Annotated in this window: 29 protein-coding genes; 17 read left to right on the top strand and 12 right to left on the bottom strand. The window is 62.0% G+C overall.

Annotated elements, in window-relative coordinates; translation table 11 throughout:
• Positions 1–170 precede the first annotated feature (170 nt).
• A complete protein-coding gene (locus V7651_RS05745; protein ID WP_335612544.1) occupies positions 171–1,070 on the top strand; it encodes a tyrosine recombinase XerC in 900 nt (299 codons plus the stop codon).
• 103 nt (positions 1,071–1,173) lie between these two features.
• Here V7651_RS05745 and hemW read toward each other — a convergent pair whose 3' ends face one another.
• Both hemW and rdgB read right to left on the bottom strand, forming a co-directional pair.
• On the bottom strand, positions 1,174–2,346 hold the full coding sequence (gene hemW / locus V7651_RS05740; protein ID WP_035537716.1) for a radical SAM family heme chaperone HemW: 1,173 nt from the start codon (positions 2,344–2,346) through the stop codon (positions 1,174–1,176).
• Positions 2,346–2,948: an RdgB/HAM1 family non-canonical purine NTP pyrophosphatase gene (gene rdgB, locus V7651_RS05735; protein ID WP_418887225.1), complete on the bottom strand. Its 603-nt coding sequence runs from the start codon at positions 2,946–2,948 to the stop codon at positions 2,346–2,348. Before rdgB ends, hemW begins: the two co-directional genes overlap by 1 nt.
• A 138-nt stretch (positions 2,949–3,086) precedes the next feature.
• Between rdgB and V7651_RS05730 the strand changes: the two genes are divergently transcribed.
• From V7651_RS05730 to V7651_RS05710, 5 genes are all read left to right on the top strand, one after another.
• Positions 3,087–3,608 (top strand): DUF2975 domain-containing protein, encoded by a 522-nt coding sequence (locus tag V7651_RS05730; protein ID WP_241766955.1) that lies wholly within the window; start codon positions 3,087–3,089, stop codon positions 3,606–3,608.
• An 11-nt stretch (positions 3,609–3,619) separates the two neighbouring features.
• Positions 3,620–3,859: a helix-turn-helix domain-containing protein gene (locus V7651_RS05725; protein WP_035537713.1), complete on the top strand. Its 240-nt coding sequence runs from the start codon at positions 3,620–3,622 to the stop codon at positions 3,857–3,859.
• A gap of 50 nt (positions 3,860–3,909) precedes the next feature.
• The gene (locus tag V7651_RS05720) at positions 3,910–4,401 is read left to right on the top strand and encodes a CreA family protein (RefSeq protein WP_335612543.1); all 492 of its coding nucleotides are present in this window, start codon (positions 3,910–3,912) and stop codon (positions 4,399–4,401) included.
• A 78-nt stretch (positions 4,402–4,479) separates the two neighbouring features.
• The gene (locus tag V7651_RS05715; RefSeq protein ID WP_335612542.1) at positions 4,480–5,268 is read left to right on the top strand and encodes a DODA-type extradiol aromatic ring-opening family dioxygenase; all 789 of its coding nucleotides are present in this window, start codon (positions 4,480–4,482) and stop codon (positions 5,266–5,268) included.
• 68 nt (positions 5,269–5,336) lie between these two features.
• Complete coding sequence (locus V7651_RS05710) at positions 5,337–5,780, top strand: group III truncated hemoglobin (RefSeq protein ID WP_335592303.1); 444 nt, start codon at positions 5,337–5,339, stop codon at positions 5,778–5,780.
• On the opposite strand, the gene rph is transcribed toward V7651_RS05710, so the two are convergent.
• Positions 5,777–6,502, bottom strand: coding sequence for a ribonuclease PH (rph, locus tag V7651_RS05705; protein WP_035537707.1), 726 nt, complete (start codon positions 6,500–6,502; stop codon positions 5,777–5,779). The two genes, V7651_RS05710 and rph, sit on opposite strands and share 4 nt — an antisense overlap.
• Before the next feature lie 91 nt (positions 6,503–6,593).
• Here rph and V7651_RS05700 point away from each other — a divergent pair, with 91 nt between their 5' ends.
• The 6 genes from V7651_RS05700 to V7651_RS05675 all read left to right on the top strand — a co-directional run bounded on the left by V7651_RS05700 (position 6,594) and on the right by V7651_RS05675 (position 11,755).
• Positions 6,594–8,264: a formate--tetrahydrofolate ligase gene (locus V7651_RS05700; RefSeq protein ID WP_335612541.1), complete on the top strand. Its 1,671-nt coding sequence runs from the start codon at positions 6,594–6,596 to the stop codon at positions 8,262–8,264.
• Between the two features lie 94 nt (positions 8,265–8,358).
• Positions 8,359–8,655: an autorepressor SdpR family transcription factor gene (locus tag V7651_RS05695; protein ID WP_335612540.1), complete on the top strand. Its 297-nt coding sequence runs from the start codon at positions 8,359–8,361 to the stop codon at positions 8,653–8,655.
• Positions 8,652–9,365 (top strand): SdpI family protein, encoded by a 714-nt coding sequence (locus tag V7651_RS05690; RefSeq protein WP_335612539.1) that lies wholly within the window; start codon positions 8,652–8,654, stop codon positions 9,363–9,365. The genes V7651_RS05695 and V7651_RS05690 overlap by 4 nt, the downstream gene beginning before the upstream one ends.
• A gap of 42 nt (positions 9,366–9,407) precedes the next feature.
• Positions 9,408–10,496 (top strand): heat-inducible transcriptional repressor HrcA, encoded by a 1,089-nt coding sequence (gene hrcA, locus V7651_RS05685; protein WP_335612538.1) that lies wholly within the window; start codon positions 9,408–9,410, stop codon positions 10,494–10,496.
• Entirely contained in the window at positions 10,496–11,128 is a 633-nt protein-coding gene (locus tag V7651_RS05680; protein WP_335612537.1) for a nucleotide exchange factor GrpE, read from the top strand. The genes hrcA and V7651_RS05680 overlap by 1 nt, the downstream gene beginning before the upstream one ends.
• A 60-nt stretch (positions 11,129–11,188) precedes the next feature.
• Positions 11,189–11,755 carry a hypothetical protein gene (locus tag V7651_RS05675; protein WP_035537703.1) on the top strand — a complete coding sequence of 189 codons (567 nt, stop codon included), beginning with the start codon at positions 11,189–11,191 and terminating at the stop codon, positions 11,753–11,755.
• Here the strand turns inward: V7651_RS05675 and V7651_RS05670 are convergent.
• From V7651_RS05670 to V7651_RS05660, 3 genes are all read right to left on the bottom strand, one after another.
• Entirely contained in the window at positions 11,730–12,572 is an 843-nt protein-coding gene (locus V7651_RS05670) for an NHL repeat-containing protein (RefSeq protein ID WP_335612536.1), read from the bottom strand. The genes V7651_RS05675 and V7651_RS05670 overlap by 26 nt on opposite strands.
• A 94-nt stretch (positions 12,573–12,666) precedes the next feature.
• Entirely contained in the window at positions 12,667–13,521 is an 855-nt protein-coding gene (locus V7651_RS05665; protein WP_335612535.1) for a protein phosphatase 2C domain-containing protein, read from the bottom strand.
• Positions 13,496–14,587: an aldo/keto reductase gene (locus V7651_RS05660; protein ID WP_035537698.1), complete on the bottom strand. Its 1,092-nt coding sequence runs from the start codon at positions 14,585–14,587 to the stop codon at positions 13,496–13,498. Before V7651_RS05660 ends, V7651_RS05665 begins: the two co-directional genes overlap by 26 nt.
• Positions 14,588–14,933: 346 nt before the next feature.
• Between V7651_RS05660 and dnaK the strand changes: the two genes are divergently transcribed.
• Positions 14,934–16,838 carry a molecular chaperone DnaK gene (dnaK, locus tag V7651_RS05655; RefSeq protein WP_335612534.1) on the top strand — a complete coding sequence of 635 codons (1,905 nt, stop codon included), beginning with the start codon at positions 14,934–14,936 and terminating at the stop codon, positions 16,836–16,838.
• 57 nt (positions 16,839–16,895) lie between these two features.
• Here the strand turns inward: dnaK and V7651_RS05650 are convergent, their stop codons facing one another.
• The 3 genes from V7651_RS05650 to V7651_RS05640 all read right to left on the bottom strand — a co-directional run bounded on the left by V7651_RS05650 (position 16,896) and on the right by V7651_RS05640 (position 18,683).
• Positions 16,896–17,219: a PilZ domain-containing protein gene (locus V7651_RS05650; RefSeq protein ID WP_335592297.1), complete on the bottom strand. Its 324-nt coding sequence runs from the start codon at positions 17,217–17,219 to the stop codon at positions 16,896–16,898.
• A gap of 65 nt (positions 17,220–17,284) precedes the next feature.
• Positions 17,285–17,578, bottom strand: a complete 294-nt coding sequence (locus V7651_RS05645; protein ID WP_335612533.1) for a PilZ domain-containing protein — start codon at positions 17,576–17,578, stop codon at positions 17,285–17,287.
• A gap of 112 nt (positions 17,579–17,690) precedes the next feature.
• On the bottom strand, positions 17,691–18,683 hold the full coding sequence (locus V7651_RS05640) for an NADPH:quinone oxidoreductase family protein (protein WP_335592296.1): 993 nt from the start codon (positions 18,681–18,683) through the stop codon (positions 17,691–17,693).
• 90 nt (positions 18,684–18,773) lie between these two features.
• On the opposite strand from V7651_RS05640, the gene V7651_RS05635 reads away from it, so the two are divergent.
• Genes V7651_RS05635 through V7651_RS05625 form a run of 3 tightly spaced genes read left to right on the top strand, consistent with a single transcriptional unit; the run spans position 18,774 to position 20,477 of the window.
• Positions 18,774–19,646, top strand: a complete 873-nt coding sequence (locus V7651_RS05635; protein WP_335612532.1) for an isoaspartyl peptidase/L-asparaginase family protein — start codon at positions 18,774–18,776, stop codon at positions 19,644–19,646.
• Between the two features lie 26 nt (positions 19,647–19,672).
• Positions 19,673–19,963 (top strand): hypothetical protein, encoded by a 291-nt coding sequence (locus V7651_RS05630; RefSeq protein WP_335612531.1) that lies wholly within the window; start codon positions 19,673–19,675, stop codon positions 19,961–19,963.
• Position 19,964: 1 nt separating this feature from the next.
• The gene (locus V7651_RS05625) at positions 19,965–20,477 is read left to right on the top strand and encodes an RNA methyltransferase (RefSeq protein ID WP_051624674.1); all 513 of its coding nucleotides are present in this window, start codon (positions 19,965–19,967) and stop codon (positions 20,475–20,477) included.
• Here V7651_RS05625 and V7651_RS05620 read toward each other — a convergent pair whose 3' ends face one another.
• Both V7651_RS05620 and V7651_RS05615 read right to left on the bottom strand, forming a co-directional pair.
• Entirely contained in the window at positions 20,478–21,134 is a 657-nt protein-coding gene (locus V7651_RS05620; RefSeq protein ID WP_335612530.1) for a ChrR family anti-sigma-E factor, read from the bottom strand.
• 30 nt (positions 21,135–21,164) lie between these two features.
• Positions 21,165–21,746 carry a sigma-70 family RNA polymerase sigma factor gene (locus tag V7651_RS05615; protein ID WP_335612529.1) on the bottom strand — a complete coding sequence of 194 codons (582 nt, stop codon included), beginning with the start codon at positions 21,744–21,746 and terminating at the stop codon, positions 21,165–21,167.
• Between the two features lie 174 nt (positions 21,747–21,920).
• Between V7651_RS05615 and V7651_RS05610 the strand changes: the two genes are divergently transcribed.
• Positions 21,921–22,436: an invasion associated locus B family protein gene (locus tag V7651_RS05610; protein WP_335612528.1), complete on the top strand. Its 516-nt coding sequence runs from the start codon at positions 21,921–21,923 to the stop codon at positions 22,434–22,436.
• Here V7651_RS05610 and V7651_RS05605 read toward each other — a convergent pair whose 3' ends face one another.
• Positions 22,437–22,961 (bottom strand): 1-acyl-sn-glycerol-3-phosphate acyltransferase, encoded by a 525-nt coding sequence (locus V7651_RS05605; protein ID WP_335612527.1) that lies wholly within the window; start codon positions 22,959–22,961, stop codon positions 22,437–22,439.
• Positions 22,962–23,153: the final 192 nt, after the last annotated feature.

The following is a 23,153-nucleotide window of genomic DNA, read 5'->3' as shown; positions in this document are numbered from 1 at the left end:
TGACAGCTCTTGGCGATTTTCCGCCTTTCGAGACTCGGCTTGCCAGTGTCTGCATCGGGATGAAGCGGTCAAATCGCGTCCTTCACTGGATCGCCAGTTTTTGGCAGAAGCCGTCGCGGGCCGCCCGCCCGCGAAACCCATCCTTAATGCGCCGCTGTCACTCTGGCGGGATGGACACGTTGCCTGCCTTTCTTTCGCATCTGGAGCATGAGCGTCGGCTGGCGGAGAATACGGTTGAGGCCTATGGCAGCGATCTGGCGGACTTCTTCAATTTCCTGCGCGTGCACCTTGGCGAGGAGCCGACGCCAAAAGCGTTAGGCCGGCTGAAGGCGCGGGATATTCGGGCGCATCTTGCGCAGCGGCGGCGCGACGGCCTGTCGGACGCCTCGATTGCGCGGCTGATGTCGTCGATCAAGGCGCTGTATCGCTGGCTGAGCCGGGCGCACGATATCGAGAATGCCGAGATCGCCTATTTGCAGGGGCCGAAACGCAAGGCGCGCCTGCCCCGCCCCGTCTCCATCGAGGCGGCCAAGGACATGATCTTCGAGGCGGAGACGGACCCGGATTCCGCCACATGGATCGGCGCGCGCGATGCCGCCGTGCTGAGCCTGCTCTATGGCGGGGGCCTGCGGATATCCGAAGCGCTGAACCTGACGGGGGCGGACCTTCCGGCGCCGGAGCGCCTCCGCATCAGCGGCAAGGGTGGCAAGGTGCGGATCGTGCCGCTGATACCGGCGGTGCGCGAGGCGGTGGATGCCTATGCGGCGGTGTGCCCCTATGCGCTGACCAAGGCGGGGCCCCTCTTCCGGGGCGCCAAGGGCGGGGCGCTGAACCCGCGCCTGATACAGGGCTTGGTGCAGAAGCTGCGCGGCGTGCTGGGCCTGCCGGACACGGCGACGCCGCATGCCCTGCGTCATGCCTTTGCGACGCACCTGCTGGCCGCCGGGGCGGACCTGCGCGCGATCCAGACACTGCTGGGGCATGCGTCGCTCTCGACGACGCAGGTGTATACGGGCGTGGATGCGAGCCGGTTGCGCGAAGTGCACGCGGCGGCGCACCCGCGGGCTTGAGGTGGTGGGACTTTGAGGAACTCATCCTGAGCGAAATCGAAGGACGGGTTCCGGGCGCCCGCGCTCGTCCTTCGACTTCGCTCAGGATGAGCGCTCTGATGCGTTAAGGCGCGAGCTGCGCCGTGATGGCATCGGCCAGCAGCCAGCCAGAGGGTGTGAGCGACAGGATAGCGCCATCGTAACGGGCCCAGCCCTGCTCGACAAAGACGTCGATCTTCTCGCGCGGGACGGTCTCGTTCGACAACATCTCGATACGATCGAGATTGATGCCGCCAGCCGGACGCAGGCCCATGGCCATCAGTTCACGGGCAATATCGAGCGGCGGCAGCGCGCCTGCCTCGCTCCAGCCGGAGCCGAGCGCCTGGACATTGGCAATATAGGCATTGGGCTGGCGCTGCGCCTCACTGGCATAGCGCTTTCCGCCGACCGTGACGCGGCCATGCGCGCCGGGGCCAACGCCGATCCAGTCGCCGCCATTCCAGTAGATCATGTTGTGACGCGACCGGTATTTCGGGGCCGAGGCGTGGTTGGAAACTTCATAGGCTTCAAGGCCCGCGCTGGTCGTGATGGTCTGTGTCAGGTCGTAAAGGTCTGCCTGCGCGTCCGGGCCCATCGGGACCAGCTCGCCGCGCTCGACCGATTTGCCGAAGGCTGTGCGCTGTTCGATGGTGAGTTCATAGAGCGAGAGGTGGGGCGCGCCGAGGGCCAGCGCATCCGACAGCTCCTCCCCCCACTCATCCAGCGACTGGCTGGGGCGGGCATAGATGAAATCGACCGAGACATTGCGGAAGACCTTCAGCGCCCGGTCGACGGCCGCGCGGGCGGAGGCGGCATCATGGTCGCGGCCGAGGAAGGCGAGCGCATTGTCGCGCAGGGACTGGACGCCGATGGAGAGCCGGTTGACGCCAGCAGCCTTCAGGCCGCGCAGGTCGGCGCGCATGATGTCGTTCGGGTTGGCCTCCAGCGTGATCTCGGCGTCGAGCTTCACGCCAAATGTGGAATCCGCCGTGGCGAGGATTGTTTCAATCTCGGACGGCGTCAGCAGTGAGGGCGTGCCGCCCCCGAAATAGACGGTATCCAGCGCACCATGCTCCGGCATGCGCGGGCGGTGGATGCGGATGTCGTCATTGATGGCCTTGAGCAACGGGCCATTGTCGCGCGACTTGGCTGCATACACATTGAAGTCGCAGTAAGGGCAAATCTTGGAACAGTACGGCCAATGGACGTAGAGCCCGAATCCATAATGTGGACCGAACGGGGCGACGGTGCCGGCCATTACAGTAATGCCGCCTTGAGCTTGGCCACGGCAACAGCGCGGTGGCTCATGTCATGCTTGCGGGCAGGCTCCATCTCGCCGAATGTGATCGTCTCGCCTTCAGCAACAAATACGGGATCATAGCCAAAACCAAGCTCACCGCGCGGCGGCCAGACGAGCTGGCCATGCACTTCGCCCTCGTAGACTTCCTCATGCCCGTCCGGCCAGACCACGCCCAGGGCGCAGACGAATTTAGCGGAGCGGTCAGTGGCGCCGATCTCTTTCAGTTCCGCCTCCACCTTCTCCATCGCGCGGTAAAAATCGCGCGGTTCGCCAGCCCAGCGTGCGGAATAAATACCCGGCGCACCGCCCAAAGCCGTCACGGCGAGGCCGGAATCGTCAGACAGGGCGGGTGAACCGGTCGCGAGCATGGCTGCGCGCGCCTTGAGCAAAGCGTTGCCTGCGAAGGTGGATTCGGTCTCCTCGGGTTCCGCCAGATCAAGTTCCAATGCAGAAACCACTGTGAATCCAAGAGGTTCGAAAAGGTCTTTCAGTTCTGCCACTTTCCCCTTGTTATGGGTTGCAGCGACGAGACGGCCGGGCGTGAGGGTACGAGGTATAATTTTTTCACCTGCATATGAAATGGTTCAATTGTTGCTTTACCTGCAAATACCTATATCGTTAAACGGTAAAGGTGTGCGGTTTTGCGATAAGCGTGATCGAGGCATAGACCATGAGTGAAGAGCGGTGAAGAGACTGGCATGAGCAAACAGGCAAGAAACTCGATGGCCGCCATCATGACGGTACTCGTAACCATCGTTATGTGGATGACGGCGATTATTGGCCTGATCTTCCTCGCCAGTGTGGGCGCGGCCATCATTGCGCATCAGAATGGCGGATCGCTTGATACGCTGAACATCTCCGTCACCGACGGCACTGAAAGCCTGCCGGCCCTGATTGCCGGTCTGGTCGGCGGTCTGGTTGCCATTCCCGCCATTATCTATGTCTGCATTCAGCTGCGCCGCATTCTGGCGACGCTGGCAGAGGGCGACCCTTTCGTGCCGCAGAACGCCTCCCGCCTCACCCGCGTGGCCGCAACGATTGCCATCACACAATTTCTACGCATCGCCGTTGCGTTGGTGATACTCATGAATTTCGACAATACGACAGTCGGCCTGAATCTCGACCTGATCGCCTGGGCCTCGGTTGCGGCCCTCTTCATCCTGTCCCAGGTCTTCCGTGAAGGCACACGCCTTCGCGACGAAGAAAAAATGACCATATAGGAGGGTCGAAGATGTCTATTCGTGTAACCCTCGACCGTGTGTTGCTGGACCGTCGCATGTCCCTGACCGAGCTGTCGGAACGTGTCGGCGTGACGCTCGCCAACCTGTCCATCCTGAAAACCGGCAAGGCCAAGGCCGTACGTTTCTCGACGCTGGAAGCCCTTTGCCGTGAACTCGACTGCCAGCCGGGAGACCTGCTCGTGTTCGACGAAGAAGGCGAGGAAGACCGAAAACAGGTCGCCGCTGAATAGGCGGGCGATCCTTTGACGGAACAAGCGGCCCCGCCCCACGTAGAGGCCACATGAAAACTGCATCCATCGCTATCGCCGCTCTCTGCCTGCTCGCTGCTTGTGGCGGCAAGGACAATGAAGTCGGCGAGTTCAAGAATGACTGGGTCGGCAACGAGATCAAGATCAAGTCACTGACCGATCCGAAGATCGACGGCGTCATCTGCCACCTCTCCTATTTCGACCGCGGATTCTGGGATCGCGTCGGCAAGGGCAACTGGTTCGAGAACCCGTCCAACTCTTCCATATCCTGCCTGCAGACCGGCCCTGTCACGGTCCACAATATCGCTCTCGACAAGTCAGGCGAGGAAGTGTTCGACCAGAACCAGAGCCTGATCTTCAAGCAGCTCGCCGTGCGCCGCATCTATGATGTCGACAGCGACAGCCTGATGTATGTGTCCTTCAGCCGGAAGATCACAAATGGCTCGGCCAAGATGAGCCTGTCGACCGTGCCGCTTTATGGCCGCGAAGTGACCTGGGAACGCGGCAAGCCGTCAGCGGAATAAGTCCTATACGGCAGGGGCAGATTGTGTGGCTTCGGCCGCAAGGCCATATCCGATCAAGATAATAATCGGATGCCCGCCATGTCCCCCTTCCCCGCCCTTTTCATATCCCACGGTGCCCCGAGCATTGGCCTGGACCCGAGCCCCGCGCGGGACTTCCTTGCTGGCCTTGGCAATGCCTATGAGCGACCGCGCGCCATTCTGGTGATCTCGGCCCATTACGACGCACGGCGCCCCACGCTGACCTCCGGCGCGCAGCCTGAGACGATCCATGATTTCGGCGGCTTCCCTGACGAGCTTTACCGCATGACCTATCCGGCACCGGGCGATCCCGTGCTGGCTGCAGAAATTGCCTCCTTGCTGCAAGCGGCTGGCTTTGAGGCTGGCGGTGACCCGGCGCGGGGGCTGGACCATGGGGCGTGGGTGCCGCTGAAACTGATGTATCCCGAAGCCGATGTGCCGGTCATCCAGTTGTCGATCAACATGGCGGAAACACCCGACTGGCATTTCAGGCTGGGCGAGGCGCTGGCACCCCTGCGCGAGCGCGGCGTGCTGATTATCGGATCGGGCAGCCTGACACATAATCTGCGCGCCGTCTTTTCAGGGGGCTTCCAGATCGATAGTCCGCCGCCAGCCTGGGTGACGAAGTTTGCCGACTGGATGGATGCGCATCTCGAAGAAGGTGACACGGACAGTGTGCTGCAGGCCGTGAAGCAGGCACCACATGGCCGCGACAATCACCCGACCATGGATCATATCCTGCCGCTCTTCGTGGCCATGGGCGCTGGGGGCAGCACCGCGCGCCGCATCCACCACAGCACGACCTATGGCGCGCTGACGATGGATGCCTATGCGTTTGGAGGCATATAGGGCATCCCCCTTATTCTAATGGTGGTTCATCCCGGCTATAGGCTGGCACGCGCCTTGGGAGAGACAGCATGAACCATCTCTTGCGAACCGCCGAAGAACGCCGCCGCGAGATCCAGCGCAATGCCGATCGCATGGGCATAGATGACGCCTATATCTCAGAGCTCGTTGAGACCTTCTATGCCCGCGTGCGGGCTGACGCGGATCTGGGCCCGATCTTCGAGAAGGAGATTGGCGACAATTGGGCGCCGCACCTCGCCCGCATGAAAGACTTCTGGGCCTCGGTTGCCATGAATGCCGGACGCTATACCGGCAAGCCGGTGCCCGCGCACACGAAGCTGACCGGCGTGGACGCAACCCATTTCCAGACATGGCTTGGCCTGTTCCAGCAGGTACTGGAAGACACTGCGCCCAGCCCCGAAGCCGTGCCCTATTTCATGGAACGGGCGCAGCGCATCGCCAAGAGCCTGCAGCTGGCCATGTTTGGCCTGCAGAACCTGCCGACGCGCAACTAGGCCAGCGCGGCCTTCTGCGCTTCGAAGAGATTGTTGCAGCCCATTTCAGCGAGGCGGAGCATTTCATCCAGCTCCTTGCGCGTCAGCGGGCGTTCCTCGCCTGTACCCTGCACTTCGATAAAGCCGCCATCGGAGCTCATGACGACGTTCATGTCGGCTTCGCCCTGGCTGTCTTCGGGATAGTCGACATCCAGCACCGGATGGTTCTGGTAGACGCCAACGGAGATTGCTGCGGCCTGTTTCAGGATCGGATCCATCTTGATGACGCCTTCAGACTTCAGGTAGCGGCAGGCGAGCGCAAGGGCGACGAAGCCGCCCGTGATCGAGGCTGTGCGCGTGCCGCCATCGGCCTGCAGCACGTCGCAGTCGATCGTGACCTGGTTTTCGCCGAGCGCGGCAAGATCAACGACGGAGCGCAGGGAACGCCCGATCAGACGCTGGATTTCCTGCGTGCGGCCGGATTGCTTGCCAGCGGCGGCTTCGCGGCGACCGCGCGTGTGCGTGGCGCGCGGCAGCATGCCGTATTCAGCCGTTACCCAGCCAGCGCCCTTGCCTTTCATCCAGCCCGGAACGCCCTTTTCCCAGCTTGCGGTGCAGAGGACATGCGTGTTGCCGAACTTCGCGAGGCACGATCCTTCGGCATACCTTGTCACGTTGGTCTCGAGCGTTATCTCGCGCAACTGATCGAAGGCGCGGCCCGAAGGGCGGATAAGGTCTGTCATGGCGAGGTCCTCTTTTCTGTGCCGCCTGATTGCGGGTTTTCCCGCGCCTGTCTACACCGGAGCGGCACCAGAGATGACAAGAGGGGGCCACATGGCCAGTGATATCGAGATCGCCCGGGCGGCGACGAAGAAGCCTGTAACCGAAATCGGCGCCCGGCTCGGCATACCGCCTGAAGACCTGATCCCCTATGGCCATGACAAGGCAAAGATCGCCGCGCATTATCTCTCAAACCTCGGCGCCAAGCCTGACGGCAAGCTGATTCTCGTCACCGCGATCAACCCGACGCCCGCCGGTGAAGGCAAGACGACGACCAGCGTGGGCCTCGCCGATGCGATGAACGGGATTGGCGCGAACACCCTCCTCTGCCTGCGTGAGCCCTCGCTTGGCCCCTGCTTCGGCATGAAGGGCGGCGCAGCAGGCGGCGGCCATGCGCAGGTCGTGCCGATGGAAGACATCAACCTCCATTTCACCGGCGACTTCCACGCCATCACCTCGGCGCACAATTTGCTCGCTGCGATGGTGGACAATCATATCCACTGGGGCGCCGCCAGCGGCCTTGAAGCCAGCCGCGTGACCTGGCGCCGTGTGCTCGACATGAATGACCGCAACCTGCGCAGCGTGGTCACCGGCCTTGGTGGCCCGGCCAATGGCGCGACGATGGAGAGCGGCTTCGACATTACGGTTGCCTCCGAGATCATGGCGATCCTCTGCCTCGCGACCGATGCCGCTGACCTTGAACGACGCCTTGACCGCATCATTGTCGGCTATCGCCGCGACCGCACGGCCGTCACCTGCGCCGATATCAAGGCAACCGGCGCGCTGATGGCGCTGCTGAAGGATGCGATCCTGCCCAACCTCGTGCAGACGCTGGAGAACAATCCCTGCCTGATCCATGGCGGCCCGTTCGCCAATATCGCACATGGCTGCAACTCGGTGATCGCAACTCAGGCTGCCTTGAAAATGGCCGACTATGTGGTGACCGAGGCGGGCTTTGGCGCAGACCTTGGCGCGGAGAAATTCTTTGACATCAAGTGTCGCCAGGCCGGGCTGAAACCGGACGCTGCCGTGCTTGTGGCGACAGTAAAAGCGCTGAAAATGCATGGCGGACTGGCGAAGAGTGAGCTGGCAAGCGTCAGCTATGAGGCGCTGAATGACGGGCTCAGCAATCTCGGGCGGCATATCGAGAACCTGCAGCAATACGGCCTGCCCGTGATCGTCGCGATCAACCGGTTCACCAGCGATACCGAAGGCGAGATTGATGCCGTGGAAGCCTATTGCGCCAAGGTCGGCGTGCCCGTGGCGCTGTGCACGCACTGGGCCGAAGGCGGCCGGGGCGCCGAAGCCCTCGCGCGGATCGTGACAGAGACGCTGGCGACAAAACCGGCTGACTTCCGCACGCTCTATCCGGATGACATGCCCCTCTTCGACAAGATCGAGACCGTCGCCCGCCGCATCTACCGGGCCGATCATGTCGAGGCGCCGCGCGCCGTGCGCGACCAGCTCGCACGCTGGGAGGCCGACGGGTTCGGCCACCTGCCGGTCTGCATCGCCAAAACGCAGTACAGTTTCTCAACCGACCCCACACGCGTCGGCGCGCCGGAAGGCCACACGGTGCGCCTGCGCGAAGTGCGGCTTTCGGCAGGGGCTGGATTCATTGTCGCCATTTGCGGGGACATCATGACCATGCCGGGCCTGCCCCGTCACCCGGCCGCCGAGAGCATCCACCTCAACGATCAGGGGCTGATCGAGGGTCTTTTCTAGGCAAATCCTCTGACCGATTGTCCTTCGACTTCGCTCAGGATGAGCGATTTGCGTGGGTGTTGACTCATATTAGCAAAAAAGCTAATTAGCATTCATGCAAAACAGCGTGTTCAAAGCCTTGGCCCATCCTGCCCGCCGGCAAATCCTTGCGCTGCTGCGCAAAGGGCCGCGTCTGGCGGGCGATCTCGCGGCCGAATTCGACTCGAGCTGGCCGACGATGAGCCGGCACCTGGCCGTGCTGAAGGAGGCTGACCTGATCACCGCCGAGCGGCAGGGCAACCAAATTCTCTACCGCGTGAACACGAGCGTGCTGGAAGATGCCGCAACGGCCCTGCTGGGCCTGATCGGCAGTGACAATGGCGACGACGAGCTAAAGGAGGCCGCAGAATGAAACCTTACATCCGCACCGGACTGATCTGGTCTGCGCTCATGATCGCGATCATGGTGGCCGCGACGGTCTGGACACTTCACGCGCTACCGGCTGAAGGCCCCATCCCGGTTCACTTTAGTCTGGACGGCACACCGAACCGCTACGGCTCACGTCTGGAAGTCATGCTGGTGTTCTCGTTTGTGCCTGTCATTGCCGCCATCGTGTCGGCCATTCTGGCTGCCGCACCATATCTTGATCCGCGTGGGTCGAACATAGATGTCGGTCGCAAGGCCTATGTCGCGGTCTGGATTGGCGTCATGATCGTCCTCGCATTGGCTCATGTCGGTAGTTGCATGGTTCTGCTGAATACCATTCACGGCACACCAGCTGGTCCGGGCATTGTGCGCGGGATCATTGCCGGCTGCGCGCTTCTGTTCGTTGCCATAGGAAATTACCTGCCCAAGACGCGGCCCAGCTACATGTTCGGCGTGCGCACGCCCTGGACCCTGTCATCCGATATGGCATGGGAAAAAACCCACCGTCTGGCGGGGCGCCTGTTCATCATTGCGGGCGTGCTCGGCTTCATTGGCGCTTTCGTGTGGAGCGGTATCTGGCTGGCGTTGCAACTGTCGGCGCTTGTCTTCGCGGCGGCCATTATCAGCGTCGTCTATTCCTATTTCGCCTGGCGGGCGGCGGATGACCATGACGAAGGCACCAGCCTCACTGTCTGACCCCCTATTGTACAGGGGCCCCCGGCCCCCTAATCAATAGACATGGTCCTGACCCCCGAAAGCCAATCCCTGATGCAGCGCCTTGACCAGCGCTCGCGCGACATCTTCAAGGAGATTGTCGAGGGCTACCTGTCGACGGGTGAGCCGGTGGGCTCGCGCACGCTCTCCAAGGGCGGCATTGCGCTCTCCCCGGCCTCGATCCGCAATGTCATGGCCGACCTGACGGACCTTGGCCTGCTCGACGCGCCGCATATTTCTGCCGGGCGCGCGCCCACCCACAGGGGCCTGCGCCTCTTCGTCGACGGCTTTCTCGAGATTGGCGAGCCATCCGGCAGCGACAAGCGCGAGATCGAGGACCGGTTGCGCAGCGCCGGCAGCGACCTTGAAGCCGTGTTGGGCGAGGCCTCCGGCATTCTCTCGGGCCTCACCGGCGGGGCGGGCCTTGTCGCCTCCCCCACCCGCGATACGCCTGTGCGCCATGTTGAATTCGTGCCGCTGGCGGGCCGCGATGCGCTCTGCGTGCTGGTGACAGAAGACGGCGATGTTGAAAACCGCCTTGTGCGCGTGCCTGAAGGCCTGCCCGCCACGACGCTGATCGAGGCGGGAAACTATCTCTCCACGCGCCTCAAGGGCCGCACACTGGCCGAGGCGGCTGTGGATGTGCGCGAAGAAATCCGCTCGCACAGGGCTGCACTTGATGCGGCCGCTTCGTCCCTCGTGGAGGAAGGCCTTGCCCAGTGGAGCGGCGATGCGCCGGGCCGGGGCCGGTCGCTGATCATACGCGGGCGCGCCAACCTGCTGGAAGATGCCAAGGCCGCCGGCGACCTTGACCGTGTGCGCCAGCTGTTCAACGAGCTTGAACGGCAGCAGTCCCTGCTCGATATCCTCGATACGACACGCGAAGCCGATGGGGTTCGCCTGTTTATTGGCGCAGAGAACCAGCTTTTTCCGCTTTCGGGTTCAAGTGTCATCGTTGCCCCCTATATGGGAGGCGCAAAACATGTCATCGGCGCGCTGGGCGTCATCGGCCCCACAAGGCTGAACTATGCCCGCGTGATACCGATGGTGGATTATACCGCGAAGGTGATCGGCGAAATCCTCGCCGCCCGGCGCACGAAGGATGGGAAGTGATGAGCGACGAGACCAAGAACGGCGAAAGCGCCGACATCGATCCAAACGCCTCGAAGGCTGACCTCAAGGCGGCCGCTGATGCCATGCTGAAAAATGCACGGGCGCAGGCCGCTGAAACAATGGAAGCCGAAGCCGACGCAGAGATTTCGCCGGAACAGGAAGCCATGCGCCTGAAAATCGAGAAGGACGAACTGCGCGAACAGCTGCTGCGCACGCTCGCCGACCTCGACAATACGCGCAAGCGCGCCGAACGCCAGATTTCCGAAGCCCGCGTCTATGCCATCGAACGCTTTGCCGGCGACCTGCTCAGCGTGTCGGACAATCTTGCCCGCGCCCTCGCCGCCCTGCCGGACGAAGACCGCGCCAATCTCTCTGACGCCGGCAACAACCTGCTGAGCGGCATCGAGATGACCGCCAAGGAACTGGAAACCGCGCTCGGCCGCCATGGCGTGAAGCCGATCGACGACGCCCCCGGCGCCGTGTTCGACCCGAACCTGCACCAGGCCGTCGCGCAGATCCCGTCAGACCAGCCCTCCGGCACGATCGCCTCAGTCTTCCAGCCCGGCTGGAAAATCGGCGAACGCACGCTCCGGGCCGCTATGGTGGCCGTCAGCGCTGGTGGGGCGAACTAAACTATCAACGTGACGTTGTGACATATAGGCTCGCTCTCAACCGGAGCGTAAACCTGAAGTATGTCCAATGACGACGAGACACCGCAAGCTGTGGAGCAGCCCGTTCGCGAGATACCGAGGCCGTTGTTGAATCGCGAGGCGGCAACGGCAAGGAGCCGCTCAGTTTCCGGACCATCACAATCGGACACTTTGCGAATTGCCGCGCCAGCCTATCCCAGAATATGGCTTGCCTGGCTCATGGCAGGGCCGTTGAACCCGACAATACTCATATGGGTCGTCTTCTTCATGATCGACGGGGAAGTCTCGCCGTGGACCGTATTTTGGTTCGTCTCATTTCCGAGTGCTATCGCAGCCTTACTGGGAACCGAACTCGCCCGTGGGCGGAGCGCTTATTCGTCCAAGTACTTGATTTTGCTATCGCTCAAGATGTGGCTGCTGGTGAGCGTATTTTTTATTGTCCTTGCGAGCCCGTTGGCATTCAGCACCGCGCCCGGCCTTCTAATCTTGTTTTTAGGTATTGCGATTGTTTTCGGATTGCCCGCAGCACTTGCCGGCGCAGTCGTTGCGCGCTTGATCGTGTTTCGTCGAAAACACCCTCTGACTAACGGACAACTTTCCACGCCGTGACCGTTCCCGGCGTCCAGTTCGGGACGATGACCACGTCGCCGAATTCGGTGAGGTCGCTCTGCTGGATGCCTTCTTCGCTCGTGTCGAGCAGCTTGGTCACCGCGCCGTCTTCGCCGACATAGTGGATCTGTCCGCTCCAGGATGAGACGAGATAGCCGCCGCCCGGCACGATGCCGATGCCGTCGCCATTTGTCATGCCACTGGCGATCTCGGTGATCGCGCCCTCAGGCGTCACACTCAGCAGCGAACCCGTTGTCATGGTCGACACAAGCATCCGCTCGCCATCGCCCAGCACACCATTGATGCCGGCCAGGCGCTCGTCTTCCAGCCAGACCGAGGCCACGCCATCACGGATGCGATAGATGCGGGCCTGACGGGAATCGGAGACATAGATGTCGCCCTGCCATGCCGTGATGTCGTTCAGGAAAGCCGCGCCTTCGACCGGGATCTTCTCGCCAAGTCCGCCCTTGTCGACATCGAACACCATGACGGCGTCAATGTCGGCGGTGTAGACCTTGCCATCCGCGACCACGATGCCTTTGGGACCATTTAGCTTTGCGCCCCAATAGCGCTCGATCAGTTCACCTTCGGGCGATACTTTGGAAATGAACCCGTCGCCATCCTTGGCGCCGCCTTCCCCCATGCCGACATTCGACACGAGATAATTGCCATCCGGCGCAAGAGCCACGCTCTCGGGCGCAGCGAAATTCTCGGCGACCCAGAGTTTTTCCAGCGTTGGCACGGCGGCAACCTCGGCGGTCGGCGTGGCGCAGGCAGCGAGAAGCGCGAAAGCGGGCAATGTCAGATAGCGCATCATGTGGAATGTCCCCCTGAAGTTTGTGGCCTGCCATCTTGTGGGCAGTCCGCTCACTATGCCGGTGTCAGGCGGGCGAGGCCAGCCCCGTCGGGTCTCAGGCCTTGATCTCTACATAGACTCCGCAGGAATCATCGCGCGCCTTGAGGCGCGGCATGTCGCGGTCCGGTGTGCTCTCGAATGCCCGAAGGCTCGTGATCGCCGCGCCCAGACCGTCTTCCGCGACAAGCGCCATGAAGTCTTCCGGCGTGTGCGTCTGATAGGGCGAGACAAGCCGGTAGAGCCCGTCGCTCATCAGGCATATCCGGTCGCCCGCCTGCAGCGTCATCACCTGCGTCTGCAGGTTCGTCGCCGCGCGCGGATCAAGGCCGAAGCCCGTGGCCTGTTCATTCGATCGGCGCCGCGCCGCCTGCAAATGAGCCATCTTCGCCTCATGCGTGCCCGCCAGCAGCGTTCGCGCCACATCCGTCTCGTCATCCGCCTTGTCCGGCGAGCCGATCACGGTGACCACACTGCCGCGCTGATGGAAGCCCATACAGTCACCCAGCCAGGCGAACGTGGCCGTGTCGCCCTCAAGGCGCATCCACATGCCCGACGCGATGGGCAGCGCCTCGCCCGGCAGGCTGTCGAGCGGCAGGCGCGTTTCCTTGATTGCGCGCTGACGCACATCCGTCAGGACATGCTCGAAATAGGCCTCAAGCGTCTCGCCTTCATGTGGCGCGATGATCAGCCGGTCACTCAGGGCCTGCGCGACCCATGCGGCGCCACTTTCAGCCCGGTTGAACGGCCTCAGATCAGTCACATCGGTCGCCCCGTCCAGGACCCAGGCGGTACCAGCGGACGCGTCGAAGCCCACCCGGTCGTCACCGGTCTTGCCCGGCGTGCCGGGATCGTTGACGGTGTCGAGAATGGTGAGCTGCATGGCGCTACGAGACCTGGCTGCGGCGGTCATTGCCCTGCCGGTCCACCATCCAGCCCGGATATTCAGGCGTCAGCGCCGATATCTCGTCGAGCTTTGCCAGTTCTTCATCAGAGAATTTCACGTCGATACTCGCAAGGTTGTCGGTCAGCTGCTCGGCTGTGCGGGCGCCGATGATGACACTGGTAACGTGTTTCTGGTGCAGCAGCCAGGCGAGCGAGACCTGCGCCACGCTGACGCCGCGCGATTCCGCCATCGGCCGCATCACGTCAATAATGTCAAAGCCCTTGTCCTTGTCGACGGGCGGGAAGTCGAACACCGTGCGGCGCGCATCGTTGGGGCCGCCGCCATCACGGCTGAACTTGCCGGAGAGAAAACCGCCAGCCAGCGGGCTCCATGGCAGGATGGCCAGCTCCTGATCCTTCGCCAGCGGCACGACTTCGCGCTCAAGCTCGCGCCCGGCGATGGAATAGTACATCTGGCAGCTCTCGAACCGGTGCAGGCCCTTCTCGCGGGCATAGGCAATCGCCTTCATGATCAGCCAGGCCGGCATGTTGCAGAGGCCCACATAGCGCACCTTGTTGTGGCGCACGAGCAGGTCCAGCGCCTCCACCGTCTCCTCGATGGGCGTCAGCGGATCGGTGCCATGCACCTGATAGAGATCGATATAGTCGAGCCCGAGCCGTTCAAGGCTCGCGTCCACGCTGTCCATGATATGCTTGCGCGACAGGCCTGAAATATTGCGCGCCTTGTTCTCGCGGCGCTCGGCCTCGGCCTTTTCGGCGTCCGAGGCGTCTTCCGGCACAACCATGGACACCCGGCCAAAAACTTTGGTGGCGACGACGATCTCGTCGCGCGGCAGGTTATTGTTGCGGATCGCCTGGCCCAGCATCCGTTCGGAGACGCCGGCGGAATAGACATCCGCCGTATCAAAAAAGTTCACGCCCGCGTCAAAGGCGGTGCGCACCAGCGCATCGGCCTCGTCCTGCTGCTGCTTGCCGATGAACTTCCAGATCCCCCCTTCGCCGCCAAATGTCATCGTGCCGAGGCAAATGCGCGAGACGACAAGTCCCGTACGTCCGAGTTTCGAATAGATCATGGGGGCATCTTTCCTGCTGATTTTACCTGCAAGACATGGGTTCCCCGGACCGGCGAGGCAACCATACGCACCTTCAGAGTTTGCGCGCCCTGCGTGTCAAATCGGTAATCCCCGCCAAATGGGCCTGCCCGGGGGTGTTGATACAGGTTAAACCGCGTGTAAAAGCGCGTCTTTACCCCTTGAGCGGGGATCGTGGCTCACCATATCGCACCTGAACAGGCGAACGGCTTTAAACTCCGGCCTCGCCACCTCATATGAACCCTTGAGAGCCACTGGCTTCCGGGGCTGCTGAGCAGACCGAACCCAAACACGGCCCGTGGCGGCTAACTGAAGAGAGACCTGAACTATGAGCAAGATTATCGGTATTGACCTTGGGACCACGAACTCCTGCGTCGCCGTCATGGAAGGTGGCACCGCGAAAGTCATCGAGAACGCTGAAGGCGCACGCACAACGCCCTCCGTTGTTGCCTTCACGGAAAGCGGCGAACGCCTGATCGGCCAGCCAGCCAAACGCCAGGCCGTCACCAACCCGGACTTCACCTATTACGCCATCAAGCGCCTGATCGGCCGCACCTATAACGACCCGACCGCCCAGAAGGACAAGGCCATGTCCCCCTTCGGCATCGTCGAGGGCAAGGCAGGTGACGCATGGGTCAAAGGCCGCGACCAGGACTATTCCCCGCAAGAAATCTCCGCCTTCATTCTCACCAAGATGAAGGAAACGGCCGAGGATTACCTTGGCTCGACCGTTACGCAGGCCGTGATCACCGTTCCGGCCTACTTCAACGACGCCCAGCGCCAGGCGACGAAAGATGCAGGCAAGATTGCCGGCCTCGAAGTGCTGCGCATCATCAACGAGCCAACCGCTGCTGCGCTCGCCTACGGTCTCGACAAGGGCGAGAACAAGACAATCGCCGTTTATGACCTTGGTGGTGGTACATTCGACGTCTCGCTGCTCGAAATCGGTGATGGCGTGTTTGAAGTGCTGTCGACCAATGGCGACACGTTCCTCGGTGGTGAAGACTTCGACCTTCGCATCGTCGACTTCCTCGCAACCGAGTTCAAGAAAGAACAGGGCATCGACCTGAAGGCCGACAAGCTGGCCCTCCAGCGTCTCAAGGAAGAAGCCGAGAAGGCCAAGAAGGAACTTTCGTCTGCCAGCCAGTACGAAGTGAACCTTCCCTTCATCACGGCCGACGCCACAGGCCCGAAACACCTCAACATCAAGCTGACACGCGCCAAGCTCGAAAGCCTTGTCGAAGATCTCGTCAAACGCACGATCGACCCGTGCCAGAAAGCCCTGAAAGACGCTGGCAAGACAGCAGCCGACATTGACGAAGTCGTTCTCGTCGGCGGCATGACGCGTATGCCGGCCGTGCAGGAAGCGGTGAAGAAGTTCTTCAACCGCGAGCCGCACAAGGGCGTCAACCCGGACGAAGTCGTGGCGCTCGGCGCTGCGATCCAGGGCGGCGTGCTGCAAGGCGACGTGAAAGACGTGGTCCTGCTCGACGTGACGCCGCTTTCGCTCGGCATCGAGACGCTGGGCGGCGTGTTCACCCGTCTTATCGACCGCAACACGACCATCCCGACCAAGAAAAGCCAGGTCTTCTCGACCGCTGACGACAATCAGGGCGCTGTGACCATCAAGGTGGCTCAGGGCGAACGCGAAATGGCGGCTGACAACAAGCAGCTTGGCCAGTTCAACCTTGAAGGCATCCCGCCTGCCCCGCGCGGCCTGCCGCAGATCGAAGTCACCTTCGACATCGACGCCAACGGCATCGTGTCCGTGTCCGCCAAGGACAAGGCCACCGGCAAGGAACAGCAGATCACCATCCAGGCGGATGGCGGCCTGACGGACGAGGACATCAAGAAAATGATGGCCGACGCCGAAGCCAATGCCGGTGCGGATAAAGCCCGCCGCGAACTGGTCGAAGCCAAGAACAATTCCGAAGCGCTGATCCACCAGACTGAAAAGCAGGTGGTCGAGCATGCGGACAAGGTCTCGGCTGAAGTCAAAGCTGAAATCGAGAAAGCCATCGAAGAGCTGAAAGCCTCCCGTGAGGGCGACAATGTCGGCGACATCCAGGCCAAACATCAGGCCCTGATGACCGCTGCCATGAAGCTCGGCGAAGCGATCTATGCCAACCAGCAGGAAGCGGAAGCTACTGCGGATGCTGCGGCTGACTCGGCCGCTGACAGCGACGACGTCGTCGACGCTGACTTCGAAGAAGTCGACGGCAAGAACAGCTAAACCTGATTAGTCCTCCCAGAATGAAGAAACCCGCCGGAGCGATCCGGCGGGTTTTTCTTATCCGAGGTGGTCCGGAACGAGTTTGACCGGCAGGTCATCGCGTATGAATTTCACCCCAACGACCAGCGCCTTTTGCCACACGAGCTGGCAATGCGCACGGGACGACCGCCCCGTGTTCGGGTTCAGGACGATCAGATCGAAATGCTCGGGCAGCAGGTAGACGTCAGACATGACCAAACGCGCCCCGGTTTGCGACATGTCACGGATCAGCACTTCAAATGTGCTGGTCAGCTCATTGATCGCAATGCGCCCGGCTTTGAGCGTCCTTTGACGCGGCGCCCGGCGTTCAACGCGATGTTCGAAGGAATGATTCTGTATCATACCACATATACGGCATTAAATAGCCGTTGGATCACGCTATGCGTACGCCAAAGCAGGGCACAATCTCAGTCTGTAAAACGAACGCCGATTACAGTCCCCTTCTGCCATGCCGTAAGGCAGGCATGACGATCGGACTTGCCGGTATTTGGATTAAGTACGAGCAGGTCGAACTTTTCCGGCGCAATCCAGACAGCCTTTAGCACAAGGCGCGCGCCACGCTCCGACATGTCACGGATCATGCAATCGAACGTGCTCGCGTGCCCGTTCACCTCAATACGCCCTGCCTTCAGCGTGCGATGGCGGCCTTCAGACCGCGCATCGGCGGTGGATGTCGTGGGGGTATTGAGCACATCAGTCATATACGGACTATGCCCAGAAGGGGTATTATGTTCCGTATAATATACAGTTTGGACTACACAGCAGCCGTGGCGGGCCGGGCAATCCATTTGCCCGGCCCTCGACTTGTGCGGCCTAGATCGTCACAACGACCTTGCCCATCGCCTTACGGTCCATCAGCTCGCGGATTGCGTCAGCCGATTTTTCGAGCGGATAGGTGTTCGAAATGTGCGGGCGGATCTTGCCGTCGGCATAGAGTTTGAACATCTCGGCGCAGTTCTGCGCATGGGCTTTCGGATCGCGCGCGACCGCAGCACCCCAGAACACGCCGCGAATGTCGCAGCTTTTCAGCAGGGTCAGGTTCAGCGGGATTTTCGGGATGCCGGCCGGGAAGCCGATCACGAGATAGCGCCCTTCCCAGTTCATCGCGCGCACGCTTGGCTCGGCATAGTCGCCACCGACCGCGTCATAGATGATGTCCACGCCGCCGCCGCCCGCTTCCTTGATATCGTCGGAGAGCTGTTTCTGCTGCGCGCGGTCAAGATCGCCCGTCGGATAGACAATGCCCTTATCGGCGCCCTTGGAGAGGCAGAAATCCACCTTTTCCTGCGTCGAACAGGCGGCGATCACGGTCAGGCCCATGGCCTTGCCAAGTTCCACCGCTGCGATGCCGACGCCGCCAGCCGCGCCCAGCACGAGCAGGCTTTCGCCCTTCTTCGGGTCGGCCCGGTCCTTCAGGGCATAATAGCTGGTGCCATAGGTCATCAGGAAAGCGGCCGCTTCCTCGAACGGCATGCCGTCCGGAATGGCCATTGTGCCGTGCGCCGAGGCGACGACATATTCAGCCATGCCGCCATTTCCGCATGAAGCCAGAACGCGGTCACCCGCTTTCACATGGGTCACGCCCTCGCCGACCGCCTTGACCACACCGGCAATCTCGCCGCCGGGGCTGAACGGACGCGGGGGTTTGAACTGGTACATGTCCTGAATGATCAGCACATCGGGAAAGTTCACGCCGCAGGCTTTCACCTCGATCAGAACCTGGTTCTTGCCGGCTTCCGGCATTGCCACATCCTCGATCACGAGTTTTTCGGGGCCACCCACTTCTTTCGACAGTACAGCCTTCATGTTCTGGCTTCCTTACCTTGTTGTTTCTGTTGCCAGACGGTAGCGGTGTGGCTGGCATAATCCAAGTGTGACGTAAGGGAGATGTCCGACATGACGACCAAATGGGCGCTCGTTCTGCATGGCGGTGCCGGGCCGATTTTCGGCCAGGATTACTCTGCGCAGGAAAAACACCTCGCCTCCCTGCTCAAGGATGGCGGCAAGCGTCTCGCCGATGGCGAAGCTGCCGTGGACGTGGTCGAGGCCATGGTCGCCGCGATGGAGGCCTCCGGCCTCTACCTTGCCGGCAAGGGCGCCGCACCAAACCTGAACGGTGACTATGAACTCGACGCCGCCATCATGGACGGCCGCACCCGCAATGCTGGCGCTGTCGGTGCGCTGCAGGGGGTGCGCAGCCCCATCGCCGCCGCCCGCATGGTCATGGACCGGACGCCGAATGTCCTCATCGTGGGCGAAAGCGCCCGCCGCCTCGCCGATGCCGCTGGCCTCGCCACGGTGAAAGACCCCGCCGCCTATTACGAGCCCGTGGATGAGCGCACCCGCCAGGTCGGCGCGCCTGAGATCGGCACGGTCGGCGCCGTCGCGCTGGACTCCTATGGCGACATGGCCGCTGCCACGTCCACCGCTGGCGTCATGAACAAGACACCCGGCCGCCTCGGCGACACGCCGGTGATCGGCGCAGGTACATGGGCTGACGAACGCTGCGCGATTTCCTGCACGGGCCTTGGGGAATATTTCATCCGCGCCAATGCCGCCGCCGATGTCTCAGCCCGCATCCGCTATGGCGGCGACACGCTTATCTCCGCCGTTCAGGGCGCGCTGGACGATGTGAAACGTCTCGGCGGCGAAGGCGGCATGATTGCCGTTTCGGCCGATGGCGAGATGGCGGCCTTCTTCAATTCCGGCGGCATGAAGCGCGCCATGGCCGATTCCAATGGCCGGTTCGAGGTCGCGACTTTCCTGTGATGATTGTTTTCTGGATATTGTTGGGAATGGCCATTTTCGCCTTTGCCCTTGCCGCACAGATGCGGATGATCATCTCGGTCGCGCTGCGCCGCGCACTGGCCGACAAGTTTGGCGGCCTCCCCACCGATGCCGCCTACCGGCTTGCCGTAATCGAGGCAGCCAGCCCTGCCCAGGCCAGCGAGGCGGCCATTCACCTCGCCAAGACCTATCCCAATCCCCTCTCGCACCTGCGCCTTGCCCGGCGCGCATCCCTCATTGCCCCCGTCCTGATCCTGCTCCTCCTGATCATCGGACGGCTTGCCCTTGGAGTGATCTGACATGCGCGGTTATTTCTCGATCGGTTCGGAACGCATCTCGAAGCCGATGAATCTCGGCGCCCTGATGCGCACGGCCAATGCCTTCGGCGCGAGCTACGTGTTCTCGATTGATGCCGAACATCGCCTGCGCGACGCCTATCAGGCCGACACGTCAAAATCGGCTGGCCAGATCCCCTATTACCAATGGGATTCAGTCGACGAGATGCAGATGCCCCGTGGCTGCCAGCTCGTCGGCATTGAGCTGACCGATGACGCCGTCATGCTGCCAACCTTCCGCCATCCGCCGCAGGCCGCCTACATTCTCGGCCCCGAAAAGGGCAACCTGTCGGACGAAATCCTCGCCCGCTGCGCTCATGTCGTGAAAATCCCGACCAAGTTCTGCATCAATGTCAGCCTGGCTGGCGCGCTTGTCATGTATGACCGCCACCTCTCAATGGGCGGCTATGCCCCGCGGCCCATCATGCCGGGCGGCCTGGGCGGCGATGGCAGGCCCGCCGATCACGGGCGCGCCTGATCAGCGCCCCAGCAAGCGCTGAACGATCCCCATCGCACCCGTCAGGCGCAAGCCGCCGTGGATGATCAGCGCGTAGCAAACCTCGCCCTCGTCACCGACAGGTACGTGCGTGTCCTCAGGGCCTTTCACGGCCAGATCGCCGGGACCATAGCTGCCCGTGGCATCGCTGTAGCCGCCTGCAAGAACGAGCGTATATTCCTGCGCGCCATGCGTATGCCGCGGCACCGTCGCGCCGGGCTGGATCCGATACAGTTCCACCCGCGCATCGCTGCCAATATCGAGATTCAACCGGCTGATGCCCCGTGCCGGCCGTTTCCAGCCGCTCCGCGCATGAGCCTCTCGCGCGAGCTTCGCTACCGGCGCCGGCAAGCGTTCTATTTCATTACTCTCTCCTGTCGCGGCGCCCGTGTGCGAAACCTCGACCGTCCCGGCTGCATCAATGGCTGCAAAGACACGGTCAAGCGCGTCCGCCGCCATAGGCGAGCCCTCTTCCGCTTCCAGAAATACACCAGCGGCCGCTTCGCTGCTCGCCACCGCATCGCGCACATCCTGGCGCAACGCACCTTGCGTCTCGACCAGCAGCGCCAGGCCCGGATCAAGCGTGCCGGCTGCATAGGCCGCATAGAGTTCGCTGTAATGGGACCCCGTCTCGGTCATCAGGCAGCTCCGTGCGCCAGGAGGGACAATCTATTCGGCGTCATCAAGGCCACCCCGCATCCTGGCAAAGGCAAGACGTATACGGCTTTTGACTGTGCCCAGTGGAATGCCATAGGCCTCTGCGATCTCTGAATGTGAGAGACCATCATAAAAGGCTGCCTGCAACAAGACCAGCTGTTCCTCGGGCAGGTTGGCCATCGCGGCACGCACCTTTTCTTCCATCTGTCCACGGGCCACGGCGGCATCGGGCTGTTCGGCGGCCGCGGGCTGCAGCATCGGCTCGTCCGGTTCCAGCTCCGGCCGGGTCGTGCGGCGTTGCGCGTCGATGCGGCGATTACGGGCCACCCGAAAGATCCATGTCGAGACTGAAGCCTGCTGGCGATCATACAGGCCAGCCTTGCGCCAGACAGTAACCATGACTTCCTGAACCAGTTCCTCGGCTTCCGATTCCGCGGCCCCGAGGCGCTGCATGTAGCTTTTCAGGCGGGGCGCATAGAAGGCAAACAGCTCGGCAAATGACTCCCGGCACTGGTCAGACGCAATCTTGACCATGCAATCAGCATGACGCTCGCGCTGCTCCAGGTCGACCTTTCGGCCAGAGGCATCATTCACTTTGAGTCTCTTTGTTCCAACAGCAACATAGTATCGACTCGTGCCCGATTGCACGCAACCTTGCAAACCTGAAACCCGCCCTGTCGAGCGTAGCTCGCAACCGTCGTAGTTTGGCCTTAACTCTGATGCCATAAGAATAAACCTTAAGTGTGCCAGAAGGGTTATGTATACAACATGCAATATTTTATTAGGCGACGCAAACTGATTGCGATTTTCACGCTCCTGGCAGGTACAATGATCCCGAACGCCTGGGCTCAGCCGACGGCCATCGGCCGTTACAATGACTGGTCGGTGTTCACCGACACAAATGGTGGCGAAACAGTGTGTTACGCCGCCACGCCTGCGACAGACAAGGCCCCTGCCTCGGCCGATCATGGTGAAGTCTGGTACTATGTCACCAACTGGAAATCCGGCCGTGCGCGCAACCAGCCAAGCCTCAAAGTGGGCTTCAAATTGCGCGAAAGTTCCGGTGGAAAGGCCAGCGTGGGGCGCTCCTCATGGTCGCTTTTCTCCGTCGGACAGGAGGCTTTCGCAAGCGATGCCGACGACAAGCGCATCGTTGACGCCCTCAAGAAGGGCTCCGAACTGCGTGTCGAAGCCGTGTCCGAGCGCAATACGCAGGTCGCCTATCACTTCTCGCTGAAGGGCTCGGCTGCCGCCATCGACAAGGCCGCCGCCATCTGTCGCTAGTCACCCATCCGGCAGCGCGAACTGGTCCGCATTGAGCCCCTCGGCCGCCCTGTAGGGCGCGAGGATGGCCGGCAGGTCTGCCGTAAAATCACCACTCGTCTGCATCGGCCCTGCCAGGCGCACCGTGCGCGTGCCATAGTCGAGCACCGACATCAGAAGCGGAACGCCGGCCGAATGGGCGATGTGATAATAGCCGCTCTTCCACTGGGTTGCCCGCTGGCGCGTGCCTTCTGGTGCCACGGCCAGGAACAGGCTGTCGGCTGCGGCAAACGCCGCCCGCATCTGGCCAACAATATCCGTTGACTGGCCCCGCTCGATGGGAATGCATCCCGTCCGCTTCACCAGCCAGCCAAAAGGCCCCGTCGTCAGCGATTTCTTGCCCATATAGCTCAGCTTGACGCGGTACCAGCCGGCCACCGCCAGCATGTTGATCCCGTCCCAGTTGGACGTATGCGGCGCGGCCAGGATCACCATTTTCGGATCGGCCGGCCAGTCATCGATCAGTCGCCACCCGCCAAGGCGCAAGTACAATCCACACAGGTGATGGACGATTTCAGAGCCGAAACCGCGATAGGCCGAGGGCCGTCCCAGCCGTCGGCCGGGTTCTGGAGGGGGGGGCAGGCGCCAGCATCGCGCCACGTTTCATGTTTCGCCCCGCCTTGGCCAGCGCGAATTGAGGTCGATGGCCGAAAAAAGAAAACGCCCGCCAGCGCGGGG

Source organism: Hyphomonas oceanitis (genome assembly GCF_036964545.1).
Lineage (GTDB): Bacteria > Pseudomonadota > Alphaproteobacteria > Caulobacterales > Hyphomonadaceae > Hyphomonas > Hyphomonas oceanitis.
Note: the sequence above shows the minus strand (reverse complement) of the source record. Positions and strands in the feature narration are given on the sequence as shown.